Raw genomic sequence first — 16,754 nt, forward strand, 5'->3', positions numbered from 1 at the left:
CTCCCTGCTCGTAGGTCTACAATTCGACGAATCGAACGATGACATCGCATACTGAACGCCGAGCCCCCCAATCGTCAAGCCCCCCTATCGCCCAGAGGAGCCTTCGAAGGGCGCGAGAATTCACCCGGAGGTTGTGATGGGTAACGTGGAGATCATTGACTTGCTGGCCGCGAATCTGCGGCGGTTGCGGCGGTTGCGCGGCCTGTCGAGCGCGGAACTGGCGCGGCGGGCCGGCGTCGGCCCCGCCACCCTGTCCTTGCTGGAACGCTCGCAGGGCAACCCGACCCTGGAGACGGTGACATCACTCGCCGCCGCGCTGGGCGTGCCGGTGACCGACCTCATCGACGGCGCCAGGCGGCCGCCCGTCACCGTGGTGCGGGCGGACCAGGGCGCGCGGGTCACCCGGCCGAATCTGGATCTGCGCTTCATGCACAGGTTCAGCTCCAGCGGCCTGGACACGGTGGAGTTCTACGAGATGATCGTGCTGCCCGGCCAGGAGTACCGCTCGCGCGGCCATGCCGGGGTGGAGAACATCGTGGTCACCGCGGGCACGCTGACGGCCGGGCCGGTGGACCAGCCGGTCTCGCTGTCCGCCGGGGACTTCGTGGCCTTCTCCGCCGACGCGCCGCACGTGTACGCGACCACCGGGGACGTCGCGGCCAGGGCCGTACTGGCGCTCCGCCACGCCCAGGGCGACCTGGGGCCCGAACCGGTCAGCGGTTCGGTCATACTCTCGCTGGCCGACGAGATCCCCGACGCGGACTGGCAGGAGTAGGCCCTCGTCGGCGATGAGTTTCGCCGGGGCCGCGAGTCTGTACCTGCGACCGCACCCGAGGAGGGCATCATGACCGCTTCCTACACCTTCGACGTCTTCTCCAGCCTCGACGGCTTCGGCTCCGCCAGCGGCGACTGGGGCGGCTACTGGGGCAAGCAGGGCCCCGAGCTGCTTGAGCGCCGATTCTCCCTGTACGGGCAGGAGCAGCGGATGGTCTTCGGCGCCACCACGCATCGGGCGTTCGCGCGGATGCTGGCCACGAGCGCCGAGGACTCGGAGGTTCATGACCCGTGGGTCACCCGGATGCTGAACCTGCCGGCGACGGTGGTGTCGGCCACGCTCCGGGAACCGCTCGACTGGCCGGACGCGACCGTCGAGAGCGGCGACGCGGTCGACGTCGTCGCCGCGCTCAAGGAGACGTCCGGGGTGCCGTTGCGCTCACACGGCAGCCTGTCGATGAACCGGGCGCTGATGGCCGCCGGCCTGGTGGACTACGTCCAGGTGACGCTCTTCCCCGTGATCACCGGCCGGACCGGGCAGGATCCCATCTTCAGGGGCGCGCTCGACTTCGACCTCGAACTGATCGAGCACCGGACACTCGACGGCCACACCCAGGAACTCGTCTACCGGCCCACGCTGCATACCCCCACGGGGTAATGTGGGTGTCATGAGGACACAAGGTTTCGCCGAACCCGGCTACGAACGCGTGCGCGAGGTCTTCCAGGACCTCCTCGACAGCGGCAGGGAGAGCGGCGCCGGCGTCTCGGTCTGGCGCGACGGCCGCGAGGTGGTGAACCTGTCCGGCGGCTGGGCCGACGCGGGGCGCACCCGGCCCTGGCGGCCCGGCACCCTCGTCATGCCGTACTCGCTGTCCAAGGCCTTCGTCACCATCGCCGCCCTGGTGGCGGTGCGCGACGGCGCCCTGACCCTGGACGAGCCCCTGGCCGCACGCTGGCCGGCGTACGGCGTCAACGGCAAGCAGGCCACCACCCTGCGCCAGGTACTGACCCACCAGGCAGGCCAGCCGCGCTTCCCCGCCGGGGCAGCAGGGACGGACCTGCTGGACGCGGCGGCGCTGCGCGAGAGCCTGGTGTACGCGCCCCCGGAGTACACGCCGGGAACCAGGCTGGGCGAACACGCCCTGACCTATGGCCACCTGGTGGACGCCGCCCTGCGCGCGACGGCGGGCACGAGCCTCGGCCGGATCCACGACCGGGTGGTCCGCCCCGCGCTCGATCTGGACGCGTGGTTCGGCGTACCCGAGCGGCACCTGGACCGCGTCGCCGACCTGGAGTACGCCGACCCGTCCTGGCCCCGGCACCTGCACGCCGCCCCCTGGCTCCAGATCCCCGCCGGAGCCCTCGACACGGCCCGCACCAACTCCACCGCATGGCGCCAAGCCGTCTTCGGCGCGGTCAACCTCCAGGCCACCGCCACCACGATCGCCCGCTTCTTCTCCCATCTCACCGATCCGGCGGGCCCCGTACGCGAACTCCTGGGCGGGGAACTCCACGAGGAACTGCTGGCCGCCCAGGTCACCGACTTCGACGAGGTCTTCGGCACCCGGATCACCTGGACCCTCGGCTTCGTCCGCGACTCCGGCAAGATCGCCAAAGGCGGCATCGGCGGCTCGGCCGGCTGGTGGTCGCGCACCCACCGCCACGCCGCCGCCTACCTGACCCGCCGCCTGGCCGACCACTCCCGCGCCGCCGAGATCGCCAACGCCCTCGGCGACGACCTGCGCGTCGTGGGCGAGGACCGGCAGCCGTCCTGACCCGGACATTGACCGCGGGTGTCTCATCGGATCGAATGCAAGAGGCTCCTCCCCCATTCGCAGCCGGCAGCCCGGCGCCTCCGCCGCTGCCGCCCAGCTCGAAGGAGCGCCTCCCGTGAGACGCCGTGCCGCGTTAGCCATGGTCACGGGCGCCGTCAGTGTGCTCGCGACCCTCTCGATCCCGCCCGCCTCCGCCGACCCGCCGGACCGCGTCACCGCGGCCACCGACCACCTGGTGACCTCCAGGCCCGCCCTGCTGCACAGCTCGCCCGAGGACGCCTACACCCGCCATCGAGTGATCGCCGGTCAGGGCGGCCTGCGCTACACCCCCTACACCCGCACCTACGCGGGCCTGCCGGTCCACGGCGGCGACTTCGTCGTGGTCACCGACGCCGCCGGCGGCGTACTGAGCACCTCGGTCTCCCAGGAGGCCGCCCTGGAGGTGGACACCACCCCCAAGCTCAGCGCGCAGGAGGCCGCGCGGCTGGCCAGGACCCAGCTGAGCGAGGTCGCGTCGGTCGCCGCCCCGAAGCTGAGCGTCATGGCCGAAGGACGCGGCCGCCTGGTCTACGAGGTCGTGGTCACCGGCGCCGACCGGGGCAGGCAGAGCAGGCTGCACGTCTTCGTCGACGCCCGCACCGGCGCGATCGCGCAGAAGTCCGACGAGGTCATGGCAGGGGTGGGCAACAGCTTCTACAACGGCGACCCCGTCGCCTTCACCACGCGCCAGTCCGGCGGCGTCTACTCCATGACCGACCCGGCGCGCCCGGGCTACGGCTGCGGCGGGCAAAGCGGCGCGGCCTACACCGGGCCCGACGACTCCTGGGGCAACGGCAGCGGAACCAACCTGGAGACCGCCTGCGTCGACACGCTGTACGCGGTCGACAGACAGTGGGAGATGCTCGACGTCTGGCTGGGCCGTGACGGTTTCGACGGCCTCGGGCGCGCGTTCCCCGCCCGCGTCGGCCTGAACGACGTCAACGCCTACTGGAACGGGATCTACGCCAACTTCGGCCGCACCGCCGACAACCGCCGCCAGGTCACCTCGATGGACGTGGTGGCGCACGAGTACGGGCACGCCATCTTCGCCCACACCCCCGGCCAGGATTTCGGCACCAACGAGAAGATGATCCTGAACGAGTCCGCCGGCGACATCTTCGGCGCGCTGACCGAGCACTACGCCGACCAGCCCGCCACCCTCGACCCGCCCGATTACATGGTCGGCGAGGAGGTCAACATCGCCGGTGGCGGCCCGATCCGCTACATGTACCGGCCGTCCATACAGGGCGGCCACCCGGACTGCTTCTCCAGCCAGGTGCCGCCCATGATGCCCCAGATCGGAGCCGGAGTGCAGAACCACTGGTTCTACCTGCTGGCCGAGGGCAGTAACCCGGCCAACGGCCGGCCACCCAGCCCGACCTGCGACAACTCCATCATCGCCGGGATCGGCATCCGCAAGGCCGGTCAGATCTTCATGGGCACGCTGCTGCGCAAGACCCAGATCTGGACTCATCAGCGGGCCCGCAGGGCCTCCCTGGAGGCGGCCGCCCAGCTTTTCCCCAACTCCTGCGTGGAGTTGAAGACCGTGCGGACCGCCTGGAACGCCGTGCGGGTCCCCGCCACGGCCGGTGACCCTCCGGGCTGCCGGAACACCTTCGCCGTGACCCTCACCCCGTCCTCGGCGACCGTCCGGCCCGGCGGCCAGGTGAGCGTCGCCGTCTCCACCGTGACCACCGTGCCCCCCGCGCAGGACATCAGCCTGTACGCCACCGGCCTGCCCCCGGGCACCACGGCCGGCTTCGCCCCGCCCGCCATCACCTCCGGCAGCGGCTCCACGCTGACCGTGACGGTCGGCGCCGGCACGGCACCGGGCACCTACTACGTCCCGGTGCGCGCCAACGGCACCTCCGCCGACCAGATCGCCGTCCTCACCCTGACCGTCACCGCGTGACCGTCCGCGCAGGGTTCCGGGCCTGGAGCCCTGCGCCTCGCCGGCCGGCGAGCACGGCGATGCCGTCCAGCACGCGCTGCAGCCCGAACTCGAAGAACGCGGTCAGGTCGAATTCCTGGGGTGTCTCCTCCGCGGGAAGGCCGCCGGACGGCAGGCCCGCCTGGAAGATCGGCATGTGGGAGGAGAACCACTGGTCCGAGGTCAGGCCGGTGTGGCGTTCGGACTCCGCCTGCTGCTCCAGGTTGGTGGCGGTGCCCCTGACGTAGTTGGCGACCGTCCACCACGCCATCTGGCCGGCCTCGGGGTCGAGCCCGAGGTCGCGTACGGCTTTCATCGCCCAGTCCGCGTAGCGGAACATGTTCGGCATCGGCTGGGGATGGGTGAGCGAGACCAGGCGGGGCAGCCAGGGGTGCCGCAGGTACAGGCGCCATTGGAGGCGGGCGGCGAGGTCAAGCCTGGCCCGCCAGCCCGCCGGCGGCGGGACGGGGAACTCCAGTTCGCCGAAGGCGGCGTCGGCCATCAGCGCGGCCAGGTCCTCCTTGCCGCGCACGTGGCGGTACAGCGACATGGTGGGCAGGCCGAGGGCGGTGGCGACGCTGCGCATGGAGACCGCGTCGAAGCCCTGGGCGTCGGCTATGGCGATCGCCGCGCCGACGACGCGTTCGCGGCCCGGTCTCGGGGGTGACGCGGCGGGCGCCGGCCGTACGAGGCGGCTGCCGGCCTGCTCCGCCACCACGGTGCCGGCCCGCGGGACGGTCACCACCACGCCCTCCTGGCGCAGCGCGGTCAGCGCCTTGGCGGCGGTCGCGGTGGCCACGCCCCACTGCTCGGCGACCTGCCGGGTGGACGGGACACGGTCGCCCGGACGCAGTTCGCCCTCGGCCACGCGCCGCCTGATGTCGGCCATGATCTGCCGGTATCGGTCCATTGTGCTAGTACACAACACGGCGGGCCGGAGTGCCAAGCCTTCGAGGTCGCGGGCGGGTTTCCGCTCGTCCGCTGGACTAGCACACCTTATCCAACCGCCTGTCCGCTGTTCGGTACGGCGTACCGTGATCCTCGTACACCGTACAAAGGAGCGAACATGAGCAACCGCTATCTGGAAGGACCCTTCGCCCCGGTGAAGGAGGAGGTGACCGTCCACGACCTGCCGGTGACTGGCCGGCTTCCCGCCGACCTGGACGGGCGCTACCTGCGGATGGGGCCCAATCCGCTCGGCGTGGAGGATCCCGCGAGCCACTTCTGGGCGTTCGGCGCCGGGATGGTGCACGGGGTCAGGATCCGGGACGGCCGCGCCGAGTGGTACCGCAACCGCTGGATCCGCTCGGCCGAGGTCGACGACGCGCTGCGCAGGATGGAGCGCGGGCAGGAGCCCGGGTTTGTCGTGCCCTCCCCCAACATCCACGTGATCGGGCACGCCGGGCGCACGTACGCCCTCATCGAGGGTGGCGGGCTCCCCCACGAGCTGGGCAAGGACCTGGACACGATCGGGCCGTGCCCGCTGGGCTCCACGCCGGAGGGTTTCAGCGCCAACGCGCATTCCAAGGTGGACCCGCGCACCGGCGACCTGCACTCCCTGGCGTACCTGATGGGGCAGCCGTTCGCGCAGCACATCGTCACCGACGCGGCCGGAACGGTCACCCGTGCGGCGAACATCCCGCTGCAGGGCCCGCAGACCCCCTTCCTCCACGACTTCGCCCTGTCGCAGAACTACGTCATCGTCTTCGACATCCCGCTGGTCTTCACCATGGAGGCCATGTCCTTCCAGTGGGACCCGGGGTACCAGGCGCGCGTGGGCGTCCTTCCCCGGGCGGGCGGCGCGGTCCGGTGGCTGCCGGTCAGCCCCTTCTACGTCAGCCACGTCCTCAACGCCCACGACGACGGCTCCACGATCACCGTCGACCTGATCCGGTCGGACGGTCCGGTCGACATCGCCGACCCGGGCGCGATCGAGCCGACGCTCGACCGCTGGACCATCGACCCGGCCGCCGGCACCGTCGATCAGCGGCGTCTCGACGACCGCGCGCAGGACTTCCCGCGGGTGAACGACGCGTTCGCCTCACTGCCGCACCGCTTCGGCTACTCCGCGGTCACTCCCGTGTACGGCACGCCGTTCCCCCTCGACGGTCCCCACCCCGACGAGTCGTTCACCAACGCGCTCGTCAAGCACGATCTACGGCACGGCACGACCGAGGTCCACGGGTTCGCGCGCGACGCCGCGGTCGGGGAGGCGACGTTCGCGGCCAACCCGTCCGGCGGCGGCGACGAGGACGACGGCTACCTGATGGCCTACGTCGCCGACCCCGACCGGGGCGCCTCCGACCTGGTGATCCTGTCCGCCCAGGACTTCACCGGCCCGCCCGTGGCCCGCGTCCACCTGCCCGTCCGCGTCCCCCTCGGCTTCCACGGCAACTGGATCCCCGACAACTGAGCGTGCGGCGGGCTGTGGCTCACGCTCCCGGTCCCCGACGCCGCGGCCGCCCAAGCGCCGCGGGGGCGGCTTGGGCGGTGCCTGGATCACCGCTGCCTTGCCGGCCACGGATCGCCGACCGCGGATATCCGATTGGATGGTGCGGTGCGACGGAGCCTTGGAGGTGGCGTCATGATCGAGAAGTACGTGTGGGATCTTCGGGAGGCCGACGAGACGAAGGTCGCGGTCGTCGGCGGCAAGGCCGCGCACCTGGGCGGGCTGTCGCGCATCGACGGCATCCGCGTGCCGGCCGGGTTCTGCGTGCCGACGGCCGCCTTCCGCCGCATGATGGCCGAGGCGCCGACCGGCGACCGGCTCGACCAGCTGTCGCGCCTGGATCCCGATGACCGCGAGGCGATCCGCGCGCTGAGCGCGGAGATCCGCCGGACCATCGAGGGGACGGCCATCCCCGACGATCTGGCCGCGGCGATCACCCGCGCGCTCGCCGGGCTCGGTGAGCAAGCCGCCTGCGCCGTACGATCCAGCGCGACGGCCGAGGACCTGCCGACGGCATCCTTCGCCGGCCAGCAGGACACGTACCTCAACGTCGTGGGGCAGGCGGAGATCCTCCGGCACGTCGTCAAGTGCTGGGGGTCGCTGTTCACCGAGCGGGCCGTGACCTACCGCCTGCGCAACGGCATCGACCACCGCACGGTGCACATGGCGGTGGTCGTGCAGCGGATGGTCTTCCCGGACGCGAGCGGCATCCTGTTCACGGCCGACCCCGTCACGGGCAACCGGAAGGTCGCCACCGTGGACGCCGGTTTCGGCCTCGGCGAGGCCCTGGTCTCCGGCCTGGTGAACCCGGACGTCTTCAAGGTGCGCGATGGCGAGGTCATCGCCAGGACGGTCGCCGCCAAGCGGCGTGCCGTTCACGCCCTGCCGGAGGGCGGGACGCGGGAGGTGGCGATCGACCCGCGGCGGCAGGAGCAGCCGGCGCTGACGGATGCGCAGGTGATACGGCTCGTGCGGCTCGGGCGGCGGATCGAGGCGCATTTCGGCCGCCCGCAGGACATCGAATGGTGCCTGGCCGGCGATGACTTCCAGATCGTGCAGAGCCGGCCGATCACCACGCTGTTCCCCGTCCCCGAGGCCCGCGACGGCGAGAACCGCGTCTACCTCTCCGTCGGCCATCAGCAGATGATGACCGACCCCATGAAGCCCCTGGGGCTCTCCATGTGGCAGCTGACGGCGTTGACGCCGATGCGGGAGGCCGGCGGGAGGCTGTTCGTCGACGCCACCCGGCGCCTGGCCGCACCCGGCTTCCTGGAGATGGTGGGCCGGTCCGATCCGCTGACCAGGGACGCGGTGGAGACCGTACTCGACCGCGACGACTTCGTCCCGGCGTTTCCCGACGCCGGTCCCGGCGGGCCGCCGCCCGGCGGCGCGCCCGCTCCGATCGAGACCGACCCGGCCATCGTCACCGGGCTGATCGAGCGCAGCCAGGCCGCCATCGACGCGCTGCGGCGCGACATCCGCACGAAGACCGGACCGGCGTTGTTCGACTTCCTGCTGGAGGCGTTCCGGGAGCACAAACGAGACCTCGGCGATCCCCTGAGCATGCGGGCGATCATGGCGGGCATGGACGCCACCTGGTGGCTCAACGACCGGCTGCGGGAATGGCTGGGCGAGAAGAACGCGGCCGACACCCTCACGCTGTCCGCCCCCGGCAACATCACGTCGGAGATGGGACTGGCGCTGCTCGACGTCGCCGACGTGGTCCGCGCGCATCCGGAGGTGGTGGCGTTCCTGCGGCGCGTCCACGACGACGGCTTCCTGGACGAGCTGCCGGAGTACGCGGGCGGGAGCGACGTGCGCGACGCCATCGAGGGCTACCTCCACCGGTACGGCATGCGCTGCGTCGGCGAGATCGACATCACGCGGCCGCGCTGGAGCGAAAGCCCCGCCACGCTCGTGCCCGTGATCCTCGACAACGTCAGGAACTTCGAGCCGGGCGCCGCGAAGCGGCGTTTCGAGCAAGGGCGCCAGAAGGCGCGGGAGAAGGCGCAGGAGGTGCTCGAACGCCTGCGGGCCCTGCCGGACGGCGAGTACAAAGCGGTCGAGACCCAGCGGATGATCGACCGCGTCCGGACCTTCGCCGGTTACCGGGAGTACCCGAAGTACGGCATCATCAGCCGCTACTTCGTCTACAAGCAGGCCCTGCTGGGTGAGGCCGAGCGCCTCGTGCGGGCCGGCGTGCTCACCGGGAAGGAAGACGTCTTCTACCTGACGTTCCAGGAGTTCCACGACGTCGTGCGCTCGCACCGGGTGGATGACGAGCTCATCCGGCGGCGCAAGGAGGCGTTCCGGTCCTACCACGCGCTCACGCCGCCCCGGGTGCTCACATCCGACGGCGAGGCCATCACCGGGGCGTACCGGCGCGACGACGTGCCGGACGGCGCGCTGATCGGCCTGCCGGTCTCCGCCGGGACCGTCGAAGGGCGCGCCCGCGTGATCCTGGACATGTCCCAGGCCGATCTCGAACCGGGTGACATCCTCGTCACGGCCCACACGGACCCGAGCTGGACACCTCTCTTCGTCACCGTCGCAGGCCTGGTGACGGAGGTCGGAGGACTGATGACGCACGGCGCGGTGATCGCGCGGGAGTACGGCCTGCCTGCCGTCGTCAGCGTGGTCGACGCCACCCGGCTGATTCCCGACGGCCGGCGAATCCGCGTACACGGGAGTGATGGGTACGTCGAGATCCTGCCCTGACCGATAGGGTCGGCGCCCCTTGACGAGCCCCGCATACGCGTCGTCGCTCGTGGCCCGCGTGGGCATGCCGAGCTCGGTGGTAGGGAACACCTGACCGCCGTTTGGGGTGGTGACCGCAGTGACGGGCCTGTGTTCACGGCGGTAGCTTCCTCATCGCGACCTCGGGAGTGTGGGGCCGGGGTCGTCCAGCACGCGGTGGGCAACCACCGGGTTCGGCCTGCCCACCGATCAACGCAGCCGGTTACACCCAGCCGGTTACACCCAGCCGGGTTACGCCCGGCCGGAGCGAGCCGGTGGAGGCGTTTCGTGCCTGCGGGCGATGGAGGCACGGGTTGAGATTTCGACCGGACGGCTTCGGGCCTGATCAACCCCCGGCGATTGTTCACGGTTGATTGATGGGGGCCGTTGCTCTGAATCCAATCAACCGCCGCGTGCTACATCGGCAATAGACAGCTTTCTGGACGACACGGCAGCCAGGTGCTGTCTTCTCGTTCCCTCTGGAAGGAGTAGGCCCATGTTCGTGGTCGCGAGCGCCATGACCGAGCCACCACCGCCAAGGTCACGGAAGAAGCGCTCACCCCAGCTCTGCCGAGCCCCGCCTGGCGAACTCGTCCACCGTCCATTTCACCCGCGAAAGCCCGATCGCGAAAACCCGGCGGCAGGCCGTCGTCGCCGAGACCGACCAGAACTCCATCGCGTGTACCTGTGGCACGACACCCCAGGAAGGTCAATGCGTATCAGGCGCTACACCTTATCCGTGGAAGACCTGGCCAAGACCCGGCTAATCGGGACGCTGGGACCGCTTGCCGAAACGGCGTTCGCTCTGCAGACTCTGCAGCACACCGCGAGTCCCGCGCTGTTCGAGGCGTGGCGCAAAACCGCGAGGCGGCGTATTCCGCCGCAGGCCGCCGCCCTCACGCGATTCATCGCCCCGGCCAACAGCGTCATTCTGGACGTGCCATCCCTCGTGGGCGTACACGCGGAAATGGATGACGCGCTCGACCGGCTGCACGGCGTACCCCAGTGGATGCTGTACGCGGAGGTTGACTATGTGGTGGGCTCCCGCCGGGTGCCCGATCCCGTCGGTCAGCTCGCTTATGGCGATGGGCCCGCGCGTACGGCGCTGGTGCGGGCGCTCAAGACGGGATTCTCCGCCACGGTTGAGCCTTATTGGGACCGAGTGAAAGGGCATCTTGAGGCGCGAACCCTGGTCGCCTCACGCATTCTTGCCGCGCGTGGTATCGCCGGGTTGCTGAGTTCGCATCCGTCGCTGACATGGAATCCGCCGGTCCTGGAGCTTCGCAGAAGAACCGCCTCGAACGACCCCTGGAACGCGACGTTGAGCGACTTCTGCCTGGAAGGACGCGGACTCGACATCGCGTTCTCCCTGTTTTCTCCTTGGCCCAGCATGCTCCACCCCGAAGACACGCAGCGGCCCTTCATTCTCGTTCTGCCGGCGCGGCCGACGTTGCAGGCGGGGGCCGACATCTGGTCCCAGGGTGAGCATGCCGATCATCGGCGCCTGGCCACGTTGCTGGGCCGTACGCGCGCCGCGGTTCTGGAGTCCGTGGCCGACGGACGCACGACCGGTGAGATCGCCCGCCACCTGAACATCTCCTCCGCGGGCGCCAGCCAGCACGCGACCGTACTGCGTGAGGCCGGGCTGATCACCACGCAGAGGCATCGCAACACCGTGATCCACACCCTGACCGCGCTGGGAGCCATGCTCCTCAACGGCGGGTGAAGACCAACACGCGAACGGAGCAAAGCCATGAGAAAGCCCGCAGCGCTCGCCCTCGCCGGCATCGCGATGGCCAGCGCACTCGCCGCCGCTCCCACCCCCGCCGCCGCGGCCGTCGGACGGCTTGTCCTGACAACAGAAACAGGCTCCTCAAGCCTGTTCACCTACGGCGGTTGCGAGAACCCCGTGCTCGCCCATGCTCCCTCCGGCTTGGCGACCTTCACCAACACGCCCGCACCGGGCTGCGCCGTCTGGCTCAGCAACGGGAGCCAGTCGCTCGTACTGTGCGCGGGCCAAGGCACTGTGCCCGACATCTACGCCGACAACGCCCTCATCCACATCCGGCAGGGCACCAGCGTCCCCTGCCTCTAGAACTTCCGGCAGCAATGCCGTTCACCGCACGCGCAGAATCCACGCCGACCCGGGAACCGCGCTCCAACCCGCAGGGTCCAGGCCGACACACCCACTTACGGGGCTGCCAACTTGCGGACCTGGGCTTTTCACCACACATGCGGGATCCACGCTGCCTCGCAAGCCCCGCTCCGACCCGCAGGATCCGGACCCAACGCGCACGACCCGGGCTGGCCCGCGGGGTCCTGGGGTGGCCAGGGGCTGGGGTGGCCAGGGGCTGGGGTGGCAAGGGGGATCGTGTGAAGGCGACAGGGGCGGGCTTCTGGTGATCTTGACGATGAGTCTCAGCGACCGGCTCGACGGGGAAAGCGCAGGGCGATGGCTGGTTCCGCTGGCTGGGCTGGGCTGGTTCCGTGAGGTGGCTGGGCCGGGCCTGGAAGGACCCGGCTGGCCGGTCTGATCGGGCTGGGCCGGGTCCGGTCGGCCGGGCTGGGGCCGGGCGGGTCGGTTGGGTAGCTGGGTTGGTTGTGTGTTGTGAGTTGTGGTGACAGATTTTGAAATCTGTCAGTCCATATGCCATAGTCGGGTCATGCGAACTCTGGGAAACAACGGACCGTCGGTGTCAGCGCTTGGTCTTGGGTGCATGGGCATGTCGGATCTGTATGGGCCGGCTGACGAGGCTGAGTCCGTCGCCACGATTCGGGCGGCGCTGGATGCCGGTGTCACCCTTCTCGACACCGGCGACTTCTACGGGATGGGGCACAACGAGCTGCTCATCCAGGAAGCGCTCCGGGGAAGGGACCGCGACGCCGTACAGATCAGCGTGAAGTTCGGCGCGCAGCGCGACTTCGATGGGAACTGGCTCGGGTACGACGGGCGACCGGCGGCGGTCAAGACGTCGCTGGCGTATACGTTGCGGCGGCTGCGCACGGACTACGTGGATGTGTACCGGCTCTCGCGAGTGGATCCGGCGGTGCCCATCGAGGAGACCATCGGGGCCATCGCGGACGAGGTCGCCAAGGGGCATGTGCGGCATGTCGGGCTGTCCGAGGCTGGAGCCGGGACGATTCGGCGAGCGCATGCGGTGCATCCGATCGTGGATCTGCAGATCGAGTACTCGCTGCTTTCGCGTGGGATCGAGAACGAGATCCTGCCCGTCTGCCGGGAGCTGGGGATTGGGGTGACGGCTTACGGGGTGCTGTCGCGGGGGCTGCTCAGCGGCCACTGGGGCAAGGAACGTCAGCTGGCGGCGGGCGACTTCCGCTCCGTCAGCCCTCGGTTCTCCAGTGAGAACCTTGCCCACAACCTGGCGCTGGTCGACGCTCTCCGGAAGCTCGCCGACGCCAAGGGAGCCACGGTGGCCCAGCTGGCGATCGCTTGGGTGCTGGCGCAGGGTGACGACATTGTCCCGCTCGTCGGGGCCCGTCGCCGGGACCGCCTGTCCGAGGCCCTGGGCGCGCTGGACATCGACCTCACTTCTGCCGACCTGGCAGCCATCGAGGCCGCCGTCCCACAGGGCTCGGCTGCCGGCGCACGCTATGCCGAACAGCAGATGGCGCACCTCGACAGCGAAATCACCACCCCCTGAACCCCGCCGCCCCACGCCGCCCACCGCTGCGATGCGGTCATGCCCGGATCACAGAGCCGCCCGCCCTGCAGACTCAGGGCAGCCCGCCCAAGCCAGGCACGACCGGATGGATCATCGCGGGTGAGCGCTCGCGGCCCCCGTGCCGACATGGCCGGTCGCGGCGGGGGGGGGAAGTACGCTCCGCGTGGATGCGGTCCGCACCGCGTGGATGAGGAAGTGCTCCGCGTGGATGAGGAAGTGCTCCGCGTGGATGAGGAAGTGCTCCGCGTGGATGCGGTCCGCACCGCGTGGATGAGGAAGTGCTCCGCGTGGATGAGGAAGTGCTCCGCGTGGATGCAGCCCGCACCGCACGAACGAGGAAGTACTACGCGTGGATGCAGCCCGCACCGCGTGGACGAGGAAGTACTACGCGTGGATGCAGCCCGCTCCGCGTGGACGAGGAAGTGCTTCGCATGGATGTACGCGCGTGGTTGGGCTGACAGAATTGGTCATATGACAGAGGGTGTGTTGACTCCGGAGCAGATTCTTGGCGCGGCCGAGGATGTGCTCCGGAGGTATGGGCCGGCGAAGGCCACCGTGGTGGACGTTGCGCGGGCCCTGGGGGTGAGCCATGGGAGCGTTTATCGGCATTTTCCCAGTAAGGCGGCCCTTCGGGAGGCGGTGACTGAGCGCTGGTTGGATCAGGCGCACGCTTCGCTTGTCGCGGCCGTTGAGGCGGAGGGGCCGGCGGTTCCTCGGCTCGGGACCTGGTTCGCCGTGTTGTTCGCGGCGAAGCGGGCCAAGGCGTTGAAGGATCCCGAGCTGTTCGCGACGTACATGGTGCTGGTCCGTGAGTCCAGTGGGGTCATTGAACGGCACATTCAGGGGCTGGTCGGGCAGATTGAGCGGATCCTGCGCGATGGGGTCGCGCGCGGAGAAGTGTCCGTGGACGATCCACCGGTTACCGCGCGGGCCGTCTTTGATGCCATGAACCGCTTTCACGATCCTGCCTATGCCGATGAGTGGGCACGGCCGGGGATCGAGGAGGCCTTCGACGCGGTGTGGGCGCTCATCGAGCGGGCGATCGCTCGTCGTCGCCGGTGAGCACCTTCCGGACAGTTGGTTGTGCCCATCGGGTGGTTGTGCCTGCCCGGCGGCTGTACCTCTCGGCGCGGCAGGGCGGACCGCTGACGCGGCCCGTGCCCGCGCGCCGGGTGGCCGCAGCACGTGGACAGGCAGGCGAGGGACGGGCAAGCAGGTGGACGACCGTCGGGCGGCGGGCGGGCGGACGACCAGCAAGCGAGCGGGCAGAGGACAGGCCGACGGGCAACTGGCGTACGGACACCGGCTGGGCAGGCAGGTGGGGCGGATGGCGAGCGGTGGGTTGGGGCGGAGGACTTGAGCTGGAGCGGAAGGCCTGGGCCGGGGCGGAAGGCCTGGGCCGGAGCGGAAGACCTGGACCGGGGCGGAAGACTTGAGCCGGGGGCGGAGGACGTGGACCGGGGCGGAAGGCCTGGGCCGGGGCGGCCTGGGCCGAGGCCGGGGCGGAGGCCGGGGCGGAGGCCGGGGCGGAGGCCGGGGCGGAGGCCGGGGCGGAGGAGTGTGGCGTGTCGTGCCGCGTCGGTATCCGCCCCGAACCCGAGGCGGGTCAGGACCCGTTCAGCAGGCCCCACTGCTCGCTGTTGTACGTGGGAAACGACAGGCTGTTGTCGCGGATGTTGCCGAGCTTCGCGTCATACGCGAGGAACGACCGGTTCTGATACAGCGGCAGGATCGAGTAGTCCGATGAGACGAGCTTGTCCGCCTCCTGCAGCTTCTTCGTCGCCTCCTCGGCGCTGGTCGCCGACAGGGCGGCGTCGAGGAGCTTGTCGACCTTGAGGTTGCGGTAGTTGCCCAGGTTGAAGCGGCAGAAGTTCACCCCTTCCTCGCAGCTCAGGAAGTACGGGATGTTGCTCGTCGCGGTGAACGGCGACTGCGACACCGTGCCGACCGTCATCGCCCAGTTCCCCTCCTGTACGGCATCGACCGTGTTGGACACCGTGGCCACCTGCACCTCGATCCCCAGCGGGGCGACAGCCGCCTTGACCAGCTGGGCTTCGGAGGCGCGCAGCTGGTCGCCGGCCTGGACGGCGAAGCGCAGCGCGGGCACGGGCTTGCCGTCCGGCGCCACCAGCTTGGTACCGATCCCGGTATATCCGGCATCGCCCAGCGTCTTCTTCGCCTTCCCGGCGTCGCCGATGCCGTACTCGAACTCGCTCACCACGTCGGCGTAACCGGGCGCGCCGCTCAGGAACATCTGGCTCAGCCGGGGCTCGGCCGTACTGTCGAACTGGCCGATCGTCTTGGCGATCAGGTCCTTCACGCTCACCGCCTGGAAGATGGCCTTGCGCAAGGCGAGGTCTTTCAGGGCCGGGGCGTTGTGGTTCAGCCAGATCTGGTGCACGGACGCGCTCGGCGACACCTGGTACCGGACCGCGGGCAGGTCGTCGACCTGCTGGACGATGTCGACCTGCGGGTTCGGGTAGATCACGTCGACCTCCTCGTTGGCGAGCGAGGTCGGTTGCTGTGAGACGTTCGTGATGAGGCGGAAGATGAGCTTGTCGAGGTTCTGCGGCTTGCCGTACCACTTCTCGTTGCGGACCATCACCACCGAGCCGTCCGCCGTGAACTCCTCGATCCTGAACGGCCCCGCCGAGAACTTCGGGACCGACTTGGCGAAGCCCTCGTTGAAGCTCTTCTCCAGGCCAGCGGCGGTGTCGGTCGGCCCGTAGGTCTGCGCGACGTGGGCGGGCAGGATCGGCGAGAACAGCGCCTTCCAGTCCACGTACGGCCGGTCGAACACGACCGTGACGGTACGGCCCTGCCCGGAGCCCTTGACGGACTTGATCCGGTCGTAGCCGGCGTTGTTGGCCGCCTGGCATTTCGGGCAGGTGCGGGGGTCGAGGGCCCGCCAGGTGTACACGAAGTCGTCGGCCGAGATCGGGGTGCCGTCGGACCAGACGGCCTTCGGATTGATCGTGTATGTGATCGTCTGCGGTGAGTCGGAGGTCTTCTCCGCGCTGGTCACGAGTGTCGCGTTCTGGGTGACCGAGCCGTCGGGCTGGATGGAGAACGCGCCCGGCAGCAGCACGCTGGAGATGTCGATCACGGAGTACGTGGCGCCGCCGGCGTTGAGCACGTTCCAGTTCGAGATCGGATACGTGATCGTGTAGGTCACGGTGCCGCCGGTGCCGACGGTGGCGGTGTTCACCGTGTTCACCTCGCCGGTGACGCGGCCGTCGCCGGACGTCGCGGCCTTCGTGCCGCCTCCGCCCGCGCAGGCGGTGAGCAGGAGCGCCAGGGCGCCGGCCGTCAAGGCCTTCGGATAGGTGCGGCGCAAAGCCATGTTCGGCTCCAAACGGGGGGTGAGG

The 16,754-nt window shown here is 69.9% G+C and carries 12 protein-coding genes; 10 read left to right on the forward strand and 2 right to left on the reverse strand.

Annotated elements, in window-relative coordinates:
- Nucleotides 1-145: 145 nt before the first annotated feature.
- The 4 genes from ACIBKY_RS08500 (at nt 146) to ACIBKY_RS08515 (ending at nt 4,500) form a co-directional block, all read left to right on the forward strand.
- Nucleotides 146-775 (forward strand): helix-turn-helix domain-containing protein, encoded by a 630-nt coding sequence (locus tag ACIBKY_RS08500; protein ID WP_397095546.1) that lies wholly within the window; start codon nt 146-148, stop codon nt 773-775.
- A 69-nt stretch (nt 776-844) separates the two neighbouring features.
- A complete protein-coding gene (locus ACIBKY_RS08505; RefSeq protein WP_397095548.1) occupies nt 845-1,432 on the forward strand; it encodes a dihydrofolate reductase family protein in 588 nt (195 codons plus the stop codon).
- 10 nt (nt 1,433-1,442) lie between these two features.
- Complete coding sequence (locus ACIBKY_RS08510; RefSeq protein WP_397095550.1) at nt 1,443-2,549, forward strand: serine hydrolase domain-containing protein; 1,107 nt, start codon at nt 1,443-1,445, stop codon at nt 2,547-2,549.
- 115 nt (nt 2,550-2,664) lie between these two features.
- A complete protein-coding gene (locus ACIBKY_RS08515) occupies nt 2,665-4,500 on the forward strand; it encodes a M4 family metallopeptidase (protein ID WP_397095552.1) in 1,836 nt (611 codons plus the stop codon).
- Here ACIBKY_RS08515 and ACIBKY_RS08520 read toward each other — a convergent pair.
- Nucleotides 4,490-5,428, reverse strand: a complete 939-nt coding sequence (locus ACIBKY_RS08520) for a TetR/AcrR family transcriptional regulator C-terminal domain-containing protein (protein ID WP_397095553.1) — start codon at nt 5,426-5,428, stop codon at nt 4,490-4,492. The two genes, ACIBKY_RS08515 and ACIBKY_RS08520, sit on opposite strands and share 11 nt — an antisense overlap.
- Nucleotides 5,429-5,584: 156 nt before the next feature.
- Here ACIBKY_RS08520 and ACIBKY_RS08525 point away from each other — a divergent pair, with 156 nt between their 5' ends.
- The 6 genes from ACIBKY_RS08525 to ACIBKY_RS08550 all read left to right on the forward strand — a co-directional run bounded on the left by ACIBKY_RS08525 (nt 5,585) and on the right by ACIBKY_RS08550 (nt 14,448).
- Nucleotides 5,585-6,931, forward strand: a complete 1,347-nt coding sequence (locus tag ACIBKY_RS08525) for a carotenoid oxygenase family protein (RefSeq protein ID WP_397095555.1) — start codon at nt 5,585-5,587, stop codon at nt 6,929-6,931.
- Between the two features lie 171 nt (nt 6,932-7,102).
- The gene (gene rph, locus ACIBKY_RS08530; protein ID WP_397095557.1) at nt 7,103-9,685 is read left to right on the forward strand and encodes a rifamycin-inactivating phosphotransferase; all 2,583 of its coding nucleotides are present in this window, start codon (nt 7,103-7,105) and stop codon (nt 9,683-9,685) included.
- 757 nt (nt 9,686-10,442) lie between these two features.
- Entirely contained in the window at nt 10,443-11,429 is a 987-nt protein-coding gene (locus ACIBKY_RS08535; RefSeq protein WP_397095559.1) for an ArsR/SmtB family transcription factor, read from the forward strand.
- Nucleotides 11,430-11,456: 27 nt separating this feature from the next.
- Nucleotides 11,457-11,798, forward strand: a complete 342-nt coding sequence (locus tag ACIBKY_RS08540) for a hypothetical protein (RefSeq protein WP_397095561.1) — start codon at nt 11,457-11,459, stop codon at nt 11,796-11,798.
- Between the two features lie 568 nt (nt 11,799-12,366).
- Nucleotides 12,367-13,365 (forward strand): aldo/keto reductase, encoded by a 999-nt coding sequence (locus ACIBKY_RS08545; RefSeq protein ID WP_397095563.1) that lies wholly within the window; start codon nt 12,367-12,369, stop codon nt 13,363-13,365.
- Between the two features lie 492 nt (nt 13,366-13,857).
- Nucleotides 13,858-14,448, forward strand: a complete 591-nt coding sequence (locus tag ACIBKY_RS08550; protein ID WP_397095564.1) for a TetR family transcriptional regulator — start codon at nt 13,858-13,860, stop codon at nt 14,446-14,448.
- Nucleotides 14,449-14,992: 544 nt separating this feature from the next.
- Here the strand turns inward: ACIBKY_RS08550 and ACIBKY_RS08555 are convergent.
- Complete coding sequence (locus ACIBKY_RS08555; RefSeq protein ID WP_397095566.1) at nt 14,993-16,729, reverse strand: ABC transporter family substrate-binding protein; 1,737 nt, start codon at nt 16,727-16,729, stop codon at nt 14,993-14,995.
- Nucleotides 16,730-16,754 lie beyond the last annotated feature (25 nt).

This window comes from Nonomuraea sp. NPDC050394, assembly GCF_044459065.1.
Classification (GTDB): Bacteria; Actinomycetota; Actinomycetes; order Streptosporangiales; family Streptosporangiaceae; genus Nonomuraea.

Coding starts and splice junctions, on each gene's coding strand:
- ACIBKY_RS08540 (WP_397095561.1), top strand. CDS start 11,457: ATGAGAAAGCCCGCAGCGCTCGCCCTCGCCGGCATCGCGATGGCCAGC.
- rph (WP_397095557.1), top strand. CDS start 7,103: ATGATCGAGAAGTACGTGTGGGATCTTCGGGAGGCCGACGAGACGAAG.
- ACIBKY_RS08555 (WP_397095566.1), bottom strand. CDS start 16,729: ATGGCTTTGCGCCGCACCTATCCGAAGGCCTTGACGGCCGGCGCCCTG.
- ACIBKY_RS08510 (WP_397095550.1), top strand. CDS start 1,443: ATGAGGACACAAGGTTTCGCCGAACCCGGCTACGAACGCGTGCGCGAG.
- ACIBKY_RS08505 (WP_397095548.1), top strand. CDS start 845: ATGACCGCTTCCTACACCTTCGACGTCTTCTCCAGCCTCGACGGCTTC.
- ACIBKY_RS08545 (WP_397095563.1), top strand. CDS start 12,367: ATGCGAACTCTGGGAAACAACGGACCGTCGGTGTCAGCGCTTGGTCTT.
- ACIBKY_RS08550 (WP_397095564.1), top strand. CDS start 13,858: ATGACAGAGGGTGTGTTGACTCCGGAGCAGATTCTTGGCGCGGCCGAG.
- ACIBKY_RS08520 (WP_397095553.1), bottom strand. CDS start 5,428: ATGGACCGATACCGGCAGATCATGGCCGACATCAGGCGGCGCGTGGCC.
- ACIBKY_RS08525 (WP_397095555.1), top strand. CDS start 5,585: ATGAGCAACCGCTATCTGGAAGGACCCTTCGCCCCGGTGAAGGAGGAG.